The organism is Nocardia sp. NPDC051030, assembly GCF_040683015.1.
GTDB lineage: Bacteria > Actinomycetota > Actinomycetes > Mycobacteriales > Mycobacteriaceae > Nocardia.
The window spans coordinates 499,916-517,579 of record NZ_JBFBCD010000003.1 but is presented as its reverse complement, the minus strand read 5'-3'; the positions used below and the strand labels follow the sequence as shown (position 1 = coordinate 517,579).

The window sequence follows — 17,664 nt, the reverse complement described above, 5'->3', positions numbered from 1 at the left end:
TGCCCGGTGTCGTGGGTCAGAGGCACCGGTCCAATTCCTCCCAGAGCTCTTCCGGCACGGCCACTTTCAGCATCGCGATAGTGTCGGCGACCTCGGCGGCGCTGCTCGCACCGATAACGGTTCCGCCGATCATCGGATGGCGACCCGGGAACTGTAGTGCCGCGGCTCGCAATGGCACCTCGTACTTCGCGCACACCTTCGCCATCGCTTGCGCCCGCATGATGACCTCGTCGGCGGCAAGGCGGTAATCGAAGGTAGACAACCGGTCCGGATCCGCCAGGATGCCGCTGTTCAACACCCCGGCCGCCAGTACCCGAATACCGCGTCGTGCGCATTCCGGCAGCAGTTCTGTCTCCGCCTGCCGATCCAGCAGTGTGAAGCGCCCGGCGATCAGTACCACGTCGATCGGTGCTTCTCGCACGAACCGCAGCGCCACATCGACGCGGTTGACCCCGATACCGATGCGGACACACCGCCCCTCGGACCGCAGACGCGCGAGTTCCGGCACGGTCTCGGCGAGTGCCTGCTCCATGTGATCGTCCGGGTCGTGCACGAGCAGGGTGTCGAAGCGGTCCAGCCCCGATCGAGCCAGCGAGTCGGCCACCGACATTCGTGTCCCGGCGGCCGAGTAGTCGCGTCGCCGAGACCGTTTCGGCGTCCCGTAGAACCCCTCCGCTCCCTCGGCGGCGGTGGGATCGTCGAACAGCAACCGCCCCACCTTGGTCGAGACCGTGAAACCGGACCGGCCGCGCAAGAACCGGCCCAGTCGTTCCTCACTCGAGCCCGCCCCGTAATGCGGTGCCGTGTCGAAGGATCGAATTCCGGCCGTCCACGCGGCATCCAGCGTCGCCTGCGCCGAGAACGGGTCAACCGCCCGGAACAATCCCGCGTATCCGGCTCCGCCCAGCACGAGCTGCGATAAGTCGGTCATAACTGCCACATCACGGGGAGGACCGCGGCCGCACCGTCGGCCGAATAGTCGTGTGCCGCTTCCAGATAACCGTCCATCCGCTCCTGCCAGGCGATATTCACCGGCAGAGAGACCAGCCGCGCGAGCAGCGCATCGTAATCCGCACAGTCGATCACATGGAATAGGTCGGTCCCGCTGCGCCAGATCGTCCACGAGGTCGCACCGGCCGCGCGGATGGCGTCCACCAATTCCTCGGGCACCTGTCGATGTGCCGCCTCGTAGTCTTCCTCGGCTCCCGGCTTCAGCTTGGTGTGCAAAGCGATTCGCATCGAGTCACTCCTGCCTGCGCCCGCTGGCGATGCGGGTGATCACCAGCGCGACCAGGATCAGCGCGCCATTGATGAACTTGAGCGAGTCGGCGCTGACCCCGCCATAGGAGAGCAGCTTCTGGATGAGCGTCAGAATCAGGATTCCGAAGAACGCGCCGAGTACCGAACCGCGGCCACCGTTCAATGCCACGCCGCCGATCACACAGGCCGCGAAGACCTGGAAGATCATCCCGTCGCCCTGGCTGACCTGCACGCTGGCGAACTGTCCGCTGTAGATGAGCCCGCCGATCGCGGCCAGTCCGCCCGCGACGATGAGCACACTCCAGACCACGGTGTCCGTGCGGATGCCCGCCGCCCGCGCCGCGGCTTCATTTCCGCCGACGGCGTAGAGCGCACGCCCGGCGGTTGTATAGGTGAGCACAAGATATCCGAGCGCGAAGAGTCCCAGGCACACAATGACATTCGCCGGTATTCCGAGCACTCGGGCATTGCCCAGCCAGTCGATGGAATCCGGAATCTTGGTCAGCGTGAATCCCTCGGTGAGGAAGGTCAGTAGTCCGCGCAGAGCGATGAGCATGGCAAGGGTGACGATGAAGCCGTTGAGCCCGAACTTCACGATGAGCAGTCCATTGACCGCCCCTACCGCCAGGCCGACCAGTAGTGCGAGCGGAATGGCCATCCATGGTGAAGTTCCGCTGAACGCGCCGACCTTCGCGGTGCCCATGGTCGCCCAAATGGCAAGGCCGGGCGCCAGTCCGAAGGTGGATTCGAGCGAGAGGTCCATCCGGCCCACGATCAATACCAGCACCTCGGCCAGCACCAGCAGGGATATCCCGCTCATCGTGGTGAGGACATTGGTGAGATTGGTCAGTGAGACGAAGTTGTGGTTGATGAAGTAGCCGACCACCAGCACCAGCAGAATGGGCGGCACCAGAAGGAAGTCCCGCAGCGCACCCCAGCGCACCGCGGTCAGGCCGCCACCACGACGGGTCGCGGCGGGCGCACCGGCGGTCGACGTCGTCTGCTCCGACGATGTCCCGGTCGTCTGGGTCATGACAGTCCTTCCATGGCGGCGACGAGTTCCCGGTCGTCCCAGCCCTGTTCGTATTCCGCGGCGAACCGGCCGTGGCGTAATACCAGGACTCGATCGCAGTCACGCAGATCGTCGAGCTCATCGGTCACCACCAGCACGGCGGTGCCGCCCGCGGCGGCGGTTCGCAGCACGCCACGCAGGGTGTCCTTGGAGCGGACGTCGACTCCGGCGGTCGGGCTGATCAGCACCAGCACCGCCGGATCGGTGGCCAAGGCGCGGGCGTAGACAACCTTCTGCTGATTGCCGCCGGACAGCTCGGAGACGCTCTGGCCCGGCCCCTCGGCCTTGATATCGAGATCCCGAATAGCCTTGCCCGCTAGCATGTTCCGGGTTCTGCCCGATAGCAGACCGAACCTTCCCAGCTGGTGCGGCACGGTCAGCGTGGCATTGTCTCCGATGCTCATCTCCGGTACCAGCCCCTCGTCGTGCCGGTCGCGCGGCACGAATCCGATTCCGGCACGCAGGGCAGGCACCACACCACTGCGGCGCAAGGGGACTCCGCCCACGCTCACCGAACCGGCTGCGGCCTTGCGTAATCCGACGATGGTTTCGGCCACCTCGGTGCGCCCGCTGCTGCCGCCACCGGCAAGTCCCACGATTTCCCCGGGTCGCACGGCGAATCCGAGGTCCTCGAATTCGCCTGGCCGCGTGAGCCCTTCGACCTCGAGTGCCGGTCGGGTCGCGGGGGTGGGCGTGTGCCGCACCACCTGGGAATCCTGCGCAACGGTGTCACCGGTCATGGCCGCGATCAGCTCCGGCTTGCCGAGTTCCGCGGCCGGTGCGGTGAGTACATGCCGGGCATCCCGGAAAACCGTGATGTCCAGGCAGATTTCGTAGGCTTCGTCCAGGTGGTGGGAGATGAAGAGAAAGGTGACACCCTGCGCCTGCAGATCGCGAATCCGGGCGAAGAGCCTCTTGATCGCGGGCCCGTCCAGCTGTGCGGTCGGTTCATCGAGGATGATGAATCGCGCCCCGTAGGACAGAGATCGCGCGATCTCCACCAGCTGACGATGTTCGACCGACAGGTCGCGGGCCAGCATGTCCACGTCCACGGGTACCTGCCAGGTGTCCAGCAGTTCACGCGCGCTCGCACGGAGCTTGCGCCAGTGCACGATTCGCTTCCCGAAGCCCTGTCTGCCCAGAAAGAGGTTCTCGGCCACGGACAGATCCGGGATGATGGTCGACCGCTGATATACGCACGCCACTCGCGCCCGCCAGCCATCGCGGTCGGCGGGTGCGGGCGATGGCTCACCGTGGAAGCGCACCTCCCCCTCATCGGGAGGTGCGAGTCCGGTGAGAACCGAAACCAGAGTGGATTTCCCGGCACCGTTCCGGCCGACCAGCGCATGCGTGCGGCCCGGCGTCACCCGCAAGCCGACTCGGTCGAGAGCGGTATTACGGCCGAATCGTTTGGTGACACCGACTGCCTCGGCGATCGGAACCTGTTCGGCGAGTTCGGATTCGGTGGGCGGCGCCATCAGTTGCCGTGCCCCCACAGTCCCGGTGCGGTCGGAGGCAGCGTGTCCAGCTCCCCTACTTTGCCACCGGTGCGAGTGACGACCGGGGCGGGCAGTTGGTCCTCGAGCATGCCGCCGACACCGGTGTCGATAATGATCGACCCGTGATCGGTCGGTCCGGCGGTGAATGTGCGGCCCTCGGTGGCGGCCTTCGCGTACACGGCGGCGTACTGGGCGTAGAGGTCGGCGGGCTGGGAGATGGTCGCATCGATATCGCCGGAGGTAATGGCGTCGAGTTCGGCCTTGATGCCGTCGTTGGAGACGATCGTAATATGGCCCTGCTCACCGGCTTTCACGAGTTTGCCGCTGCGCTTGAGCAATGCCAGCGTCGGTTGCAGGAATACGCCGCCCGCCTGCATGTAGATGCCATTGATGTCGGGGTCGGTGAGCAGCTTGTCCTGTAGGCCCGAGGCGGCGCGATCGCCCTTCCAGTCGGTGGGGATCTCGATCACTTTGATTCCCGGGTAACGGGTGCGCATGCAGTCGGCGAACGCCTGCGAGCGGTCGCGGCCGTTGATCGAGCTCAGATCGCCCTGGAATTCCACGACTTTGCCTGCGCCCTTGAGGGTTTCGCCGAGGTAGATGCACGAGTTGGTGCCATAGGCGCGGTTGTCGGCGCGCACCACCATGTAGGCACCGCCGCTGTCCGGCCGGGTGTCCACGCTGACGACGGGCACCTTCTTCGCGGTCGCCGCCGAGATGGCGGGCTTGGCCGCGGCGGTGTCTTGCGGGGCCATGATGATGGCCTTGACGTCCTTCGACAGCAGTGTGTCCACATTGGACTTGAGCCGATTCGCGTCATTGTCGGAGGAGGTGTTCTCCAATTTCACCCCGGCGGCGGCGGATTTCGGACCGAGGTAACCGGCGTAGGCGCTCCAGAAGTCGGAGTCCGAGCGTGGCTGGTCCGCTCCGACCAGCACGCCATTCTCCGCGCCCGAGCCGACATTCGCGACCGGCCCACCACCGGTACCGGTCGACTCCCGGGAGCAGCCCGCGCCCGCGACGACCAGTGCGACGCCGCACGCCGCGGCGAGAAATCTATAACTGAACAGGGATGAAGCGGTTTTCATGAGTTCTCGTACTCCTTCTTCGAGGATTCGCCGGTCGCGGGGGTGCGCCACGCGGCACCGGTCGGATAGGTGTAGGTGGCCAGGGACTGCGGCAACATCTCGGCGCTGAAGCCCGGCGCGCGGGGGGCCCGGTATCGACCGCCCGACACCACGACCGGATCGCGGAAGTGTTCGTGTAGGTGATCGACGTACTCGATGGCGCGGCCGGTCGATGTGCCCGACACCGCGATGTAGTCGATCATCGCCAGATGCTGCACCAGTTCGCAGAGCCCGACTCCACCCGCGTGCGGCACCACCGGGACGCCGAACTTGGCCGCCAGCAGGAGGATCGCCAGGTTCTCATTGACTCCGGCCACGCGTGCCGCGTCGATCTGCACGATGTCCACCGCACCCGCCTGCAAGAGCTGTTTGAACAGGATTCGGTTCTGTCCATGCTCGCCGGTGGATATGGGCACCGGGGCCACGCGACGGCGAATCTCGGCGTGGCCGAGAATGTCGTCCGGACTGGTCGGTTCCTCGACCCAGGCCAGTCCCGCGAGGGCCAGCCGGTGGATCCAGTCGACCGCAGTGTCCACATCCCAGCGCTGATTGGCGTCGACGGCCAGCCCGATATCGGGACCGATTGCGTCCCTGGCTATCTTGACCCGCCGGACATCCTCCTCGACATCCCGGCCGACCTTGATCTTGATCGTGCGGAATCCCTCGGCCACGGCATGTTGTGCCAGTCGCGCGAGCTTTTCGTCGGAGTAACCGAGCCAGCCTGCGGAGGTCGTATAGGCGGGATATCCGTCGGCAAGGAGTCTTTCGGTGCGCTCGGCCCGGCCCGGAAGCGCGTCGCGCAGGATCCGTAGCGCGTCGTCGCGAGTGAGCGCGTCGGTCAGGTACCGGAAATCGACCAGATCCACGATCTGCTCCGGCGACATCTCCGAAACCAGCTGCCACACCGGCTTTCCGGCGTACTTGGCCGCCAAGTCCCAGGCCGCGTTGATGACCGCGCCCGCGGCCATGTGGACCACGCCCTTCTCCGGGCCCAGCCAGCGCAGCTGGGAGTCATCGGTCAGTGTGCGGGCGAAGTCACCGAGAGCTCCGATGATCTCGGTGACCGATCGCCCCACCACGAGGTGCTCGAGCGACTGAATGGCCGCGCGCTGCACGTCGTTTCCCCTGCCGATGGTGAAGGCGAAGCCGTGCCCTTCGGGGCCGCCCGGGTCATCGGTGCGCAGGACGACATAGGCCGCCGAATAGTCCGGATCTGGATTCATCGCATCCGAGCCGTCCAGTTCGCGCGACGTCGGGAACCGGACGTCGAGCGTGTCCAGCTGGGTGATGGTTGGCATCTAGTTCGCCCTATCGCAGGAAGTGATCTGGATCACGACTATACATCGGATGTCTATGCACGCAAGAGGTTCGCGATCATCGAAATATCCGTCCAATAGCCACATTTCACCGCCTGCAAGGGCCGCAACTGCTAATGTCACGTCCGCAGACATCGGATCTATCGAAGGAAGAGGGCTCTGTCGATATGTCGCCATGGATACTCGACGGACTGGCCGCGATCGTGACCGGCGGGGCGTCCGGCATAGGGCAGGCAGTCACTGAATCCCTCAGCGCCGCAGGTGCGCGAGTCGCGGTGCTCGATCTCGAAAAGCCGGCCTCCGGGCCGTTCTGGCAGTGCGATGTCACCGACGACAGCCAGGTCCAGACCGCCGTCGCCGCGGCCGCCGAGGCCATGCGCGGACTCGACATCGTGGTCAATTGCGCGGGCATCGGCGCGCAGGGCACCATTGCCGACCACACCGACGCCGAGTGGCGAAAGGTATTCGAGGTCAACGTATTCGGCCTGGTCCGTGTCAGCCGGGCCGCATTGCCCCGCCTGCGCCACTCCCCCGCCGCGTCCATCGTGAACATTTGCTCGATTGCCGCCACCACCGGCCTGCCCAATCGCGCCATCTACAGCGCCAGCAAAGGGGCGGTGCTCTCCCTCACGCGCGCGATGGCCGCGGACCACCTCGCTGAGGGCATCCGCGTGAACTGCGTGAACCCGGGCACCGTCGATACGCCGTGGGTCCAGCGGCTCCTCGCCTCTGCTCCCGACCCGGACGCGGAACTCGCTGCGCTGCAGGCACGTCAACCGCACGGCAGATTGATCACCGCCGCCGAAGTGGCCGCCGCCGTCACCTATCTGGCCTCACCTGCCGCCGCCTCCACCACCGGAACCATGCTCGAAGTGGATGCCGGAATGCATTCGCTCCGGCTGCGCGCCGCGGCGGAGGTGTCTCGATGACCGCCCGCCGCATCCCCCGCCCGCGCGAACTCGCACCACTCCTGCGCTTCGAACGCCCGTTCCTTGGTGTGGGCCGCAAACTACAACGCGCCCAAACTATCTGGGATCTGCGCGAGATGGCGCGCAAACGCACACCCAAGGTCGCCTTCGACTACACCGACGGCGCGGCCGACGCCGAAATCAGCCTGAACCGAGCCCGGCAGGCATTCACCGATCTGGAGTTCCGCCCCGCCATCCTGCGCGATGTCTCCAAAACACACACCGGTACAACAGTTCTCGGCAAGACGACCGCGCTTCCCTTCGGTATCGCGCCCACCGGATTCACCCGAATGATGCACACCGCGGGTGAACTCGCGGGAGCTCGTGCCGCCGAACGCGCCGGAATCCCATTCACCCTGTCCACCATGGGCACCACCGCCATCGAGGACGTGGCCGCCGCTACCGGCCCGACCGCCCGCAACTGGTTCCAGCTCTACATGTGGACCGACCGCGACCGATCCCTCGCCCTGGTCGACCGCGCCGCCCGCGCCGGTTTCGACACACTCGTGGTCACCGTCGACGTCCCCGCCGCAGGCGCACGACTGCGCGACGTGCGCAATGGCATGACCGTGCCACCCTCGATCACCGCGGCGGGCGCACTCGATGCCCTACGCCGACCATGGTGGTGGTGGGACTTCCTCACCACCGAACCCCTCGCCTTCGCCTCTCTGGACCGCTGGTCCGGCACCGTCGCAGAACTACTCGACACAATGTTCGACCCCACCGTCACCTTCGACGACCTGACCTGGATCCGCGCCCACTGGCCCGGCTCCATCCTGGTGAAGGGCGTACAAACCGTCGAAGACGCCAAACGCTTGGCCGACCACGGCGTGAACGGCATAGTGCTGTCCAATCACGGTGGACGCCAACTAGATCGCGCCCCCGTCCCCCTACACCTCTTACCCGAAGTAGCCCGAGAAGTCGGCAACGACCTCGAAATCCACCTCGACACCGGCATCATGCACGGCGCCGACATCGTCGCCGCCCTAGCCCTCGGCGCACATTTCACCCTAATCGGCCGCGCCTACCTCTACGGCCTGATGGCAGGCGGCGAACCCGGCGTAGACCGCGCCATCACCATCCTCCAAACCCAAATCGAACGCACAATGAAGCTCCTCGGCGTCACCACCCTCGCCGAACTCACCCCACACCACGTCCATCTCCTGAACCACCACTGATCCCATGCCCCCTAGCCGATCTCGATACGGTCGGCTGCCAGGTTCCGGTCGTATGTTCGACCAGGAAGTCGGTGAGGTGGTCGCTGACCGGTTCCGGGGAGCCGTCAGGTCGCGCCTAGCGCTCGTAGGGGTTGTCGAGCGTGGTCGGAGTGCTGGCGGCTTCCAACACATCTTCCGGGAAACCTGTTCCGGCAGTGTAGAAGCGCGCGCGGGTACGGCCGACCGACTCGAGGACCCCTAATGCGACGAGGTCGCGTAGATCGCGTTGCGCTTGTTGCAGACTTAGACCTTCGGCTTGTTCATAGCGGGTCCGGCGGACCCTGCCGGACAAAGCAACATCATGCAACGCGCTGATGACTCGTTCGTCCAGGCGGATACCCGCGACGTATTCCTCGAGCATCGCCCATACGGTGCCGGACCGAACCCAACGGGCGTGCACCGTTTGTGCCTGCTGGTGGTAGGCAGTCAGGTTGAACTGAATCCATTCGGACACATCCTGATCCGGCCGAAAGGTACTGCCCCGACGGCCGAGTACCTGGTAGTACTCCCACGTATTCCCGGGTCTGCCGAGCCACGCCTCGATCGACGAAAACTCCGGTGCGAGTACACCTTCCCTTGCGATCATCAGTGTCTGCAGTGACCGCGACAGGCGTCCATTGCCGTCGGCCCAGGGGTGGATGGATACCAGGTGCAGGTGTGCCATTGCCGCCCGCACGAGTGGATGCGTGTCGTCGTCGGCGTTGAGCCAGTCGACGAGCTCCTCCATCAATGCCGGGACGCGATCGGCGTCGGGGGCGGTGTAGGCGGCGATGCTCGGATCCCGAGCGTCGGTCACGTACACGGGGCCGGGTCGCCACTGCCCGGCCGGGCGGCGTTCGGTGTGCCGATGCCCTTGCAGCATCCAATGCAGCGCGTTGAGGAAACCCTTGCTGTAGGCGAAATCGTCTACAGCGTGCAGTGTTTGTATGTAGGTCATCATCTGCTCGTAGGCAAGGGTCTCGGCCTTGTTCTCTTCGGAAACGTCGACGTCCCGTTCACCCGCGATCAGATCTTCCACGTCGACGGTGGAGACTTTGAACCCTTCGATGGAGTTGGACGCGGCGACAGCATCCGCGGTGAGGAACTTATGCAGGCCACCTGCCCATTTGCCAGGTTTGGCCTGAATCTCGAGTCGCAGTTCGCCGCGCATCCGGTCCACGTCGGAGAGGACGCGAGCATCAGCGGTGGTCAGCGCGGGCGTCGGGAACAGCATGACACAACAATAGGGTGACATAATCATTACGTCAACCATGTTGCGCAGCCCGCCGGGACTGAACGGGCGGTTGCGGCTCAGGCCGCGATTCATGCTGGGTATTCCCTTGTCCCGGCGAGCGCCTTACGGATCAGCGTGCGGGCTGCTTCTCCCGTGACAGCCCGGCCGGCAAGGCCGCATCTGCCGCGAACAGCAGCAGCGGCCCACAGACATTCTGGGAGACCGATGATTGCCATGGCAGGTCCGTAATTCTGCAACCCGGACAACAAATGGCCAAGCTGCCGAATCTTCCGTTCTCTGTCAGCGGGTAGCGGCCAAGAGCCGCGCCGCTGTGACCCCGACGCGGCTGGCTACTTTGCGGAAACGACCTTTTCGACGGCAGCCACGAAGAGTCGGTCGAACACTGCCTTGTCGAGCACGGCGGAGCCGAGCAATGTGGCGTCGAGCGTCACTGTCATGCCACGCACGATAGCGAAGGCGGCGATGGTTTCCATATTCATCTCGTCTCGGGGCGCGGTTATGTCGCTGCGGTATTCGATGGCCTCGTCCGCATGCAGACCGTCTGGAAGGGATATCACCGCCGTCTTCCTGTGGACGTCACCCGCGCTGGTATGAAACGTCTTGTCGGCGCACTCTCGGAGGATCGCATCCTTGATCTTCCCGATATTCATGGCAGCATCGGCCACGCGCTCCATGTACACCAGGTCATGATCATCGTTGCTGGCCAGTATTGCCGAGCTGTCCTTGTCCGACTCACTCCCCGTGCCTGTACTGCACCCGATAGAGGTCACAGGTATCTGACCCGAGTTCGATGGCTCAGCGGTCTCAGCGGTCTTATCTGTCTTGTCGGGCGGGATGACTTCCGTCTTGGTCCCCGCCGGGAAATCCGATGCCGTCAACAGCAGCTCCGCGCGCGGCGTGCTCGGTTTTGGTTGGGGCACAGACTGATTCCCTCCCGACCCACCACACCCCGCGACCAACGACACCGCGGCCACCGCCCCGATGACAATTCCTCCCAAACGCATGGCGTCGATCTTATCCAGCCCGCGGTCGGACGGGCATTGAAATGACCACTGGGCCAGTCGAATATGCAGTTGTCGACCGGTATTTTGTTCAATCGGTCGACGAGGCCGGGGCACGGGTCGTGACGAAAACGATGGCGAACGTACCGGCGACGAGGACGACCAATAAATAGCCGTACCGTGGCGCGGTGTTGTCCATCAGCACACCGGCCGACTGGGCCAGCAAGGTTTGTAGAAGCAGGCTCGCGAGGTTCCCCAAGGCGAGTACGCGCCCGAGGAAGCGGCTCGGCACCGTTGCCATGATTTCCGTGTAGAGAGCTATGCGCGTTGCCGCCGCAGCCAGGCCCGCGATCACCGTGGCGATGACGGCGAGCGGGAGATGAGTGTTGAGGGCCATGACGCCGCCATATGCCGCCAGCAGGCACAGTCCACTGATGACCACGGCTGTGCGCCGGAGGTGTTCGCCGATACGGCCCAGCGTGAGCCCCGCGATGCAGGCTCCGGCTCCCCACGACGTCGCGATCAGTCCATAGCCGACCGAACTGACACCGAGATCGACATTCGCGTAGCCGGGCAGGGCGGTCGCGCCAATCGTCGCGACGATGAACGGCGAGCACAGCACCAGGGACAGGACCAGAACCCTCGGGCGCTGCCGGAGGTAAGTGAAGCCGGATCGGAATGAGCGTGCACGAGATTCGTTGTCCGCCTGAGGCTCTTCCGGCGGTTCGGGTACATCCACACGGCTGAGGATTATGATTCCCACACACATCGCCGCAGCGCTCGCCGCGAGTATCGGATAGAACCCGACCCCGCGATAGACGACTCCCGCGATTGCTCCCGCGGAGAAAAGCCCGACCTGCATCGACACTTCCGCCAGCGAATTCATTCCGGCCGTTCCGCCGTCGCCGGACAGCCGCTGCACGATGGCCTTCGATGCGGGAAAATACAGGTTCCAGCCGATGCCATTGTCGAGAGCCAGGATGAAGGCGAACGCCGGATGGAATCCGAAGGTGGCAAACAGAATCAGCGGGACCGTCATGAACGTCACGCGTATCGCGTGCGAGGCGAGCGCGATACTCTTCGGCCGAAACCGGTCTATGAGCGCTCCGGCCGCCAATGAGACGAGCACGCCACCGAGAGTGTTCGCGGACGCGACTCCGGCAACCAGACTACTGCTGTGAGTTTTATCGAAGACGAACCACGCGCTGGCCGAAATCACCATGCCCGCGCCGAATTGCGTGATCACATCGGACAGAATGAACAGCCACGCGTTGGACCTTCGAGTCATCGCGGGGCGGGTGGGAGCGCTGGTCGTCAACGACTCCACGGCAATAATCGATTCGGTTCCTTCGAGATTTCCCGTCCCCATGCGGCCGAACACTAGCGATCGAGCCATTGACCCGAACTGCTTTGAATCACAACGATTTTGACCAGCCGCTGAGCGGCGCTCCTACCAACCGCGCTCGAGCGCCCAGCGTCCCGCTACCGCCTTCGCCTCTTCGAGGGAACCTACGCTCGTGCTGCTGCAACGACCGTCGTCACCTTGCAGGGAAATCCAATAACACCCGCGTGAGGAGTGAATCTCGTGATCGAGGCGGTAAATATCGCACTTGCCGTTACATGGCCATTCCGCTAACCAACTCGGCCCACTTGCATCGAATTTCCAGATCGGCAGGGTGGGGCCGCCATCGAGTCCGAGACGCAAATGAGTCCGGGCGGCAGCAGCGACTTTTTCCCAACAATCGGGGTGGTGTTCGTGACGGTCGTACGCCTCTTGGAGTGTGCGTGCGAGATCTGTCATGAGTTCATTTAACATGACCGATCAGCAATTATGTATGTAAGGGCATTGTTTATGGTGTCCAATGAGCGCATTCCGAAGAAGAATCAATACACCGGTTGCCCGGAGGTCAGAGACGCTGACCGGGGGTAGGGCGGATGGGGGCTCGATAACGGTGTCGGCGGCGCGGCTGTCGTGCGGGCTCCGGGCCGAGTTCGGCGAGGAGTTCGCGGCGACGGTCCGCATCGACACTGCGACGGTCGCGATAGGTGAGTGCGCCCTCCATCGCCCACAACATCTCGAGGTTCAGGCCCTTGACCTCAGCGTCGCGCATGCGGCGGTACGCCTGGACCGCGCCGAGGTCTGCGAGATCGTCGAGGGTGGACACCTCTGCGTGGTCGAGCATGACGGCGGCGGCCCGGCCGAGCTCGTAGCGGCTGCCGCTCCATTCGCGAATTCTCAGATGGGCGTCGCCCCTGACCTTTTCGGCTTCGTGCCAGATGGCCGGGCGCAAGGTGGCGGGGTCGGTCGGAGCGTCGCGGAGAGACAGCACCTGCGCACGAGCCTGGCCCGCCACGTTCACCATCGGCCGAAATCGCCGGAAGACTTGGATTTCACCGTCAAGACCGCGCTCCCAGGAGCCGAGCTCGACGTGATCGGTGCCGTACGGGCCCGACGTATCGAGATGGGCTGTGCTCAGCGCCCAGGCGCGGCACGCCTCGGCGGTGGCGGGGGCGAAAACGAGCAGGCCGCTACGGCGACTGACGCTGCCCTCGTCGCCCCAGTGGCGGTAATGATCCCACCAGCTCTGCCGTGCCTCAGGTTTCGACGTCCGGTCCAGGCCGAAGGTGTGCCAGCGCACCGTGCCGTCCGAAGATGCCAGGGGCAGTTGACGTTTCAGCTCACTGGCCGCCCGATTGTCAAACGGGGTGCACCAACCGGGCACCAGGACAATGGGATCGGCCGGGTCGGCGTCGAACGGCGTCGGGGTGAGGAACGGTCGATCGATGAGGATGACCGTGCCCGGACGAGCCTGATAGGACAGCCCCCACAACAATCGCGCCAGCAGACGCGCACCATGATCGTCGGACAACACATGCCAGGTGCCGTGGTAGTAGTTCGTGCTGAAACGAGCGGCGGTACCGGGACGCAAGGTGATCACCGTGTGGACACGACCGGGCGACCGCACCAGGTGTCGGTGCAGTTTGAGGCCGTCGGTGACGGATCTGGCCGTGGCCGGGCGTTGCTGCTTCATCGCACTACATGACACCGCTCCGGATCCATACGGGCAAGCGAATTTCCGCGGTCCCGACGTGCCGTCAGGCCGGGTGGATGCCGCCTCGGATAGTCAATTCGTCGATTGCTCCGGCGATTTCGATCGGAATGACGCCCATGCCGTGCACGCGCAGGCCACCATCCACTCGCAAGTGCCGCACGTGTGCGCCCGCTTTGACGCTGAGCGCGACCGCGGACAAGGTGACGATCTCACCTTTGACCAGCGATTGACCTATGCCGCCATGGGTTTCGATACCACCATGAATGATCAGATCACCCATCGGCCGAGAGAGTTGAATGCCGACGGCGGCGTCTGCATGGGTGGTGATGGATGCGAATTCGGCGGTGCCGATGGTTCCGTCGTAGAGGTTGAATCCGCGCGCCCCGGTCCCGGTGGTGATGATCGGTGCCAGACAGCGCAGCGTGTCGATACTGCCGAAGTTCACGAATCCGATGCCGCTGGGGCCGTGCGTGGTCACGGGCGCGTGGGCGGTCCACTCATCGACATCGCCCCACAGGTCGAGGGCCATGTCGTTGGCACCGTATGTGGTTACCGGTCCCTCGTTGATGACCTGGGTGAAGTCGGCGTACCCGATGAAGACACCACCGGTGATCTGTCCCGCTGTGCCGGGCTCGATTCCACCGTCGGTGTAGACCGCCCCGGTGTGCAGCCGGGTTCCGCTGATCCGGCCGCCGCCCGGTGTGCCGGAAACGAAGACGCCGCTACCGCGCACGGGATTGTTCTCCCGCCCCACGACGATCCCGGTGAGATCGGCGGTGAGCAAGGAGGTTCGGTCCCGTTGCTGGTTGTAGAGGGTGAATGCGCCTTGGCGCACATCGACATTGAAGCCGGAGGGCCGGGGCTCGGCGGTACGGGCGTCGGCGGCTTCGATATCGAGCCCGCCGACTTCGAGATGCCCGGTGCGTAGAGCGTCCGCGGCCACGATCTGCACTCTCCCGTTGGTGGTGAGGCCGGTCATGACCATCCGCCCGAGATCGGTCTGGCCGGTGTCGTTGTGCACTGCGCGCCGGGTCGGATCGCTCACAGTGATCCGTAGCCCTTGCAGGTAGTTCTCGGCGGTGATCCGCACCCCGTCGTGGCCGTCGGCGAAGACGAGTTCGGCGTCTCCGATCAGCCTCACACCCGGAGCTACAGTGAAGCCGGGCAATCCGGTGAGCCGTCCCTGCACGGCGATCTCGCGGTCACCGCGCTCGAGTGCTGAGCGCAGTTCGTCGGGCGTGGTCACGGCCACGGTCATTGAGGTAGTCCTTTCGACATCGCGAAATTCGTTGCGGGACATATGTTCAGGGGTGTGCAGTGGCGGTGCCGTGGGTGGGCGGGTTGAGGTTGTAACGGGCGATGACGTCGTCGAGCCAGTCGGGGTGGCCGTAAATCAGCCCGTAACGAGCAGCCAGGGCGTCATAGACGGCAGGGTCGGTCTGCTCGACCGCCAGCAGCTCGCCGAGATCGGCGAAATACCGTTCGAAGCCGCCGGGGACGATGATCTCCACGATCCGGCCCGGGACCTGCCCGGCGTTCCACATGGCGTGCATCTGCCCTCGGGGTTTGAGCACGTAACCGCCGGGCCCGAGCACGGTTTCGTCATCATCGGAACGAAACCCGATCTCCCCCTCGAGCACGAGGGAGTACTCGTCCTCGCGGGAATGCATATGTGGCGGCGTGATCTGCCCGACCGCGAAGGGGTGCTCCACGATCGACACGGCCTCGTCGGTGAGTTGGCTGTCGAATTTGAAGTCGGCACCGAACCCGGGGATCGGAATGTGGCGGCCCGCACCGGGTTGTACGACCGTGAACGGCGGTACGGCGGTGTGCTTCACCGGATGGTTCCGTGCCATCGGACTTTCAGAAGACACAGTTACCGTCCTTGCAGTTGTCGGTGGGGTCGTCGGGAACCAATAGCTCGATGGCGCGGAGTTGTTCGAAGACCCGGGCGAAGGCATCCACCGATTGGGCGCCTCGCAGTGCGAGGCGGGTGTCGAAGACGAAGGTCGGCACGGCGTTGATCTTTCGATCGGCGGATCGGCGGATCGCGGCCTGGACCTCGGCGCGACCGGCGGGGCTTGCCAGCGCGGCACGCACTCGGGCGCGATCCATCCCGGCCCCACCTGCGATGTCGGCGAGGGTGTCCAGATCCGCGACGTTTCCGCCATCGCGGAAATAGGCCCGCATCAACGCGTCATCGACGGCCCACTGCAGGTCCGGGCCACCGTCGCGGCCCGCCAGCCACACCAGGCGGTGGGCATCGAAGGTATTTACCGCCAGCGCCCGCCGCATATCGAACTCGATCCCCTCGGCGGCCCCGATCTCCTCGACCCGCAGGTGATCGTCACTGAACTCGGGCCCATAGCGCTCGGTGTAGTAATCGAGCAGCGGTTGCGGTTCCAGCGACATTGCCGGATTCAATTGGTACGGAAGCAATTCCACGACCACCCCGGCGGCACCGGCGTAGGCGTCCAACGCCCTGCGGAAACGTGTCTTCGCGACATAACACCAGGGACACGAGATATCGCTGACGATCTCCACCCTCATGCGGCCACCATGCGGGCAGGCCGATAGAACAGCACCAATTGTGCAGCACCACCGGCGATTCCCAGTCCGGCCGCGACGACTATCCCAACCCAGCCGTCGATTACGTTGTGCCCGAACAGGACCCGTTCGATACTGAGACGTCCCGCGCCCAGGCCCGCGATGCCGACTGCGGTCACCGCGATGAGGAGGTTGTACTCCCACCCCGACGTCATGATGAAGAACCCATTGCGACGGTGCACCGTCCAGAACGCGACGAGCATCAGTGCGACGAACACCGCGGCCGCAGCCGCGGTGAACAGCCCCGCGGCCATGGCGACTCCGGCCGCGATCTCACTGGCCGCGGCGAATCGCACATGCAGCCATCCCGGCCGCATCCCCAATTGCTCGAACCATCGGCCATTACCCACCAGCCCACCGCCAAGGAAGATCTTGTGGTAGCCGTGTGCGGCCAGCATGCCGCCCAACGCGAGCCGCACTATCAGCACCGCGAAATCACAAGAGTTCACAGCTCGTGCCCGCCGGTTCGCGCGGGCGGCGAGGTGGTTGATCGTGCCCTGTCCATTCGAGTCGTGCCCCTTCCTGTCCACGATGAGTGCGGCTTTTCCCGCACCCGGCAAACCTTCGGGCACATGACTCAACGATCACTGAACGTCCACCGAACGACCAGCTCACCTCACCGCAAAACCTGCTGACACCGTTCGATGAGAAGCGAATACTTCTCCCATGCAGGAATTTCCGACGAATCCCGACCGGCTACCACGACCCGTGTCCCTGCTGGACGATGACGGCACCACCTGGCAACTTCAGCGGAAGCGGATCGATCTTCGCATCGTTCGACGACTGATCAATGACAGCGCAGCCACTATCGTGCTCGGCGAGAGCGGCGGTATGCATCCTCGACTCGTGACCGACGACGAACGCTCGACGCTCTGGGACAAGGTCAAGGTCGGCTATATGGGGCCCGGCGGAGACTGGGCAACAGGGCGGTATCTCGCCCATGAGTTCCGCGCGGAACCAGACCGTCGCATGCTTTTTGTCGAACACCATTGCTGACGAAACAGGGGGCCGCGCTCGACATTTCCGCCACCGGACCACAGCCGCTAGATTCAAAGGTGATTCAGCCGTGGGTGCAATCGGCAGGTTCCTGTAGGAACTCTGCCTGCACCGGGTCTAGGACCAGGGGCAGGTACAGCTTTCTGCCTTCGCCGATACCTCGTAGCGTGCGCCGGGGCGCTCGTAGACGCCCTCGCATCTGGACGGGTCGAGGTTCAGGGTCGGGTCCAGTGTGGGCAGGTCGGGGATGGTGACCGTGCCGAGGGCGGTCAGGATCTCGTTGAATGGCTTCCGGTACCGGCACACGCGAATGC

The 17,664-nt window shown here is 64.6% G+C and carries 18 protein-coding genes; 3 read left to right on the top strand and 15 right to left on the bottom strand.

The window, feature by feature from the left end; genetic code table 11:
- Positions 1 to 16: 16 nt before the first annotated feature.
- Genes AB0N05_RS11640 through AB0N05_RS11615 form a run of 6 tightly spaced genes read right to left on the bottom strand, consistent with a single transcriptional unit; the run spans position 17 to position 6,256 of the window.
- Positions 17 to 931 carry an aldo/keto reductase gene (locus AB0N05_RS11640; protein WP_364691102.1) on the bottom strand — a complete coding sequence of 305 codons (915 nt, stop codon included), beginning with the start codon at positions 929 to 931 and terminating at the stop codon, positions 17 to 19.
- Positions 928 to 1,239: an L-rhamnose mutarotase gene (locus tag AB0N05_RS11635; RefSeq protein ID WP_364691099.1), complete on the bottom strand. Its 312-nt coding sequence runs from the start codon at positions 1,237 to 1,239 to the stop codon at positions 928 to 930. Before AB0N05_RS11635 ends, AB0N05_RS11640 begins: the two co-directional genes overlap by 4 nt.
- A 4-nt stretch (positions 1,240 to 1,243) precedes the next feature.
- Positions 1,244 to 2,293, bottom strand: coding sequence for an ABC transporter permease (locus AB0N05_RS11630; RefSeq protein WP_364691096.1), 1,050 nt, complete (start codon positions 2,291 to 2,293; stop codon positions 1,244 to 1,246).
- Complete coding sequence (locus AB0N05_RS11625; RefSeq protein WP_364691093.1) at positions 2,290 to 3,810, bottom strand: sugar ABC transporter ATP-binding protein; 1,521 nt, start codon at positions 3,808 to 3,810, stop codon at positions 2,290 to 2,292. The genes AB0N05_RS11630 and AB0N05_RS11625 overlap by 4 nt, the downstream gene beginning before the upstream one ends.
- Positions 3,810 to 4,919, bottom strand: a complete 1,110-nt coding sequence (locus AB0N05_RS11620; RefSeq protein ID WP_364691090.1) for a sugar ABC transporter substrate-binding protein — start codon at positions 4,917 to 4,919, stop codon at positions 3,810 to 3,812. Before AB0N05_RS11620 ends, AB0N05_RS11625 begins: the two co-directional genes overlap by 1 nt.
- Positions 4,916 to 6,256 (bottom strand): enolase C-terminal domain-like protein, encoded by a 1,341-nt coding sequence (locus tag AB0N05_RS11615; RefSeq protein WP_364691087.1) that lies wholly within the window; start codon positions 6,254 to 6,256, stop codon positions 4,916 to 4,918. Before AB0N05_RS11615 ends, AB0N05_RS11620 begins: the two co-directional genes overlap by 4 nt.
- 185 nt (positions 6,257 to 6,441) lie before the next feature.
- Between AB0N05_RS11615 and AB0N05_RS11610 the strand changes: the two genes are divergently transcribed.
- Positions 6,442 to 7,203 carry an SDR family oxidoreductase gene (locus tag AB0N05_RS11610; RefSeq protein ID WP_364691084.1) on the top strand — a complete coding sequence of 254 codons (762 nt, stop codon included), beginning with the start codon at positions 6,442 to 6,444 and terminating at the stop codon, positions 7,201 to 7,203.
- Entirely contained in the window at positions 7,200 to 8,420 is a 1,221-nt protein-coding gene (locus AB0N05_RS11605) for an alpha-hydroxy acid oxidase (RefSeq protein ID WP_364691081.1), read from the top strand. The genes AB0N05_RS11610 and AB0N05_RS11605 overlap by 4 nt, the downstream gene beginning before the upstream one ends.
- A gap of 115 nt (positions 8,421 to 8,535) precedes the next feature.
- Here AB0N05_RS11605 and AB0N05_RS11600 read toward each other — a convergent pair whose 3' ends face one another.
- The 8 genes from AB0N05_RS11600 to AB0N05_RS11565 form a co-directional block, all read right to left on the bottom strand.
- Entirely contained in the window at positions 8,536 to 9,765 is a 1,230-nt protein-coding gene (locus AB0N05_RS11600; protein ID WP_364691078.1) for a Fic family protein, read from the bottom strand.
- Positions 9,766 to 10,022: 257 nt separating this feature from the next.
- Positions 10,023 to 10,697 (bottom strand): hypothetical protein, encoded by a 675-nt coding sequence (locus tag AB0N05_RS11595; protein ID WP_364691075.1) that lies wholly within the window; start codon positions 10,695 to 10,697, stop codon positions 10,023 to 10,025.
- Positions 10,698 to 10,785: 88 nt separating this feature from the next.
- Positions 10,786 to 12,063, bottom strand: coding sequence for an MFS transporter (locus AB0N05_RS11590; RefSeq protein WP_364691072.1), 1,278 nt, complete (start codon positions 12,061 to 12,063; stop codon positions 10,786 to 10,788).
- A gap of 538 nt (positions 12,064 to 12,601) precedes the next feature.
- Positions 12,602 to 13,726 (bottom strand): TfoX/Sxy family DNA transformation protein, encoded by a 1,125-nt coding sequence (locus tag AB0N05_RS11585; protein ID WP_364691069.1) that lies wholly within the window; start codon positions 13,724 to 13,726, stop codon positions 12,602 to 12,604.
- Positions 13,727 to 13,790: 64 nt separating this feature from the next.
- Positions 13,791 to 15,005 (bottom strand): hypothetical protein, encoded by a 1,215-nt coding sequence (locus AB0N05_RS11580; protein ID WP_364691066.1) that lies wholly within the window; start codon positions 15,003 to 15,005, stop codon positions 13,791 to 13,793.
- A gap of 46 nt (positions 15,006 to 15,051) precedes the next feature.
- On the bottom strand, positions 15,052 to 15,528 hold the full coding sequence (locus AB0N05_RS11575) for a cupin domain-containing protein (protein ID WP_364692302.1): 477 nt from the start codon (positions 15,526 to 15,528) through the stop codon (positions 15,052 to 15,054).
- An 82-nt stretch (positions 15,529 to 15,610) separates the two neighbouring features.
- Positions 15,611 to 16,297, bottom strand: a complete 687-nt coding sequence (locus AB0N05_RS11570; protein WP_364691063.1) for a DsbA family oxidoreductase — start codon at positions 16,295 to 16,297, stop codon at positions 15,611 to 15,613.
- The gene (locus tag AB0N05_RS11565; RefSeq protein ID WP_364692299.1) at positions 16,294 to 16,803 is read right to left on the bottom strand and encodes a DoxX family protein; all 510 of its coding nucleotides are present in this window, start codon (positions 16,801 to 16,803) and stop codon (positions 16,294 to 16,296) included. The genes AB0N05_RS11570 and AB0N05_RS11565 overlap by 4 nt, the downstream gene beginning before the upstream one ends.
- Before the next feature lie 217 nt (positions 16,804 to 17,020).
- Here AB0N05_RS11565 and AB0N05_RS11560 point away from each other — a divergent pair, with 217 nt between their 5' ends.
- The gene (locus tag AB0N05_RS11560; protein ID WP_364691061.1) at positions 17,021 to 17,350 is read left to right on the top strand and encodes a hypothetical protein; all 330 of its coding nucleotides are present in this window, start codon (positions 17,021 to 17,023) and stop codon (positions 17,348 to 17,350) included.
- A gap of 117 nt (positions 17,351 to 17,467) precedes the next feature.
- On the opposite strand, the gene AB0N05_RS11555 is transcribed toward AB0N05_RS11560, so the two are convergent.
- Positions 17,468 to 17,656, bottom strand: coding sequence for a hypothetical protein (locus AB0N05_RS11555; protein ID WP_364691058.1), 189 nt, complete (start codon positions 17,654 to 17,656; stop codon positions 17,468 to 17,470).
- Positions 17,657 to 17,664 lie beyond the last annotated feature (8 nt).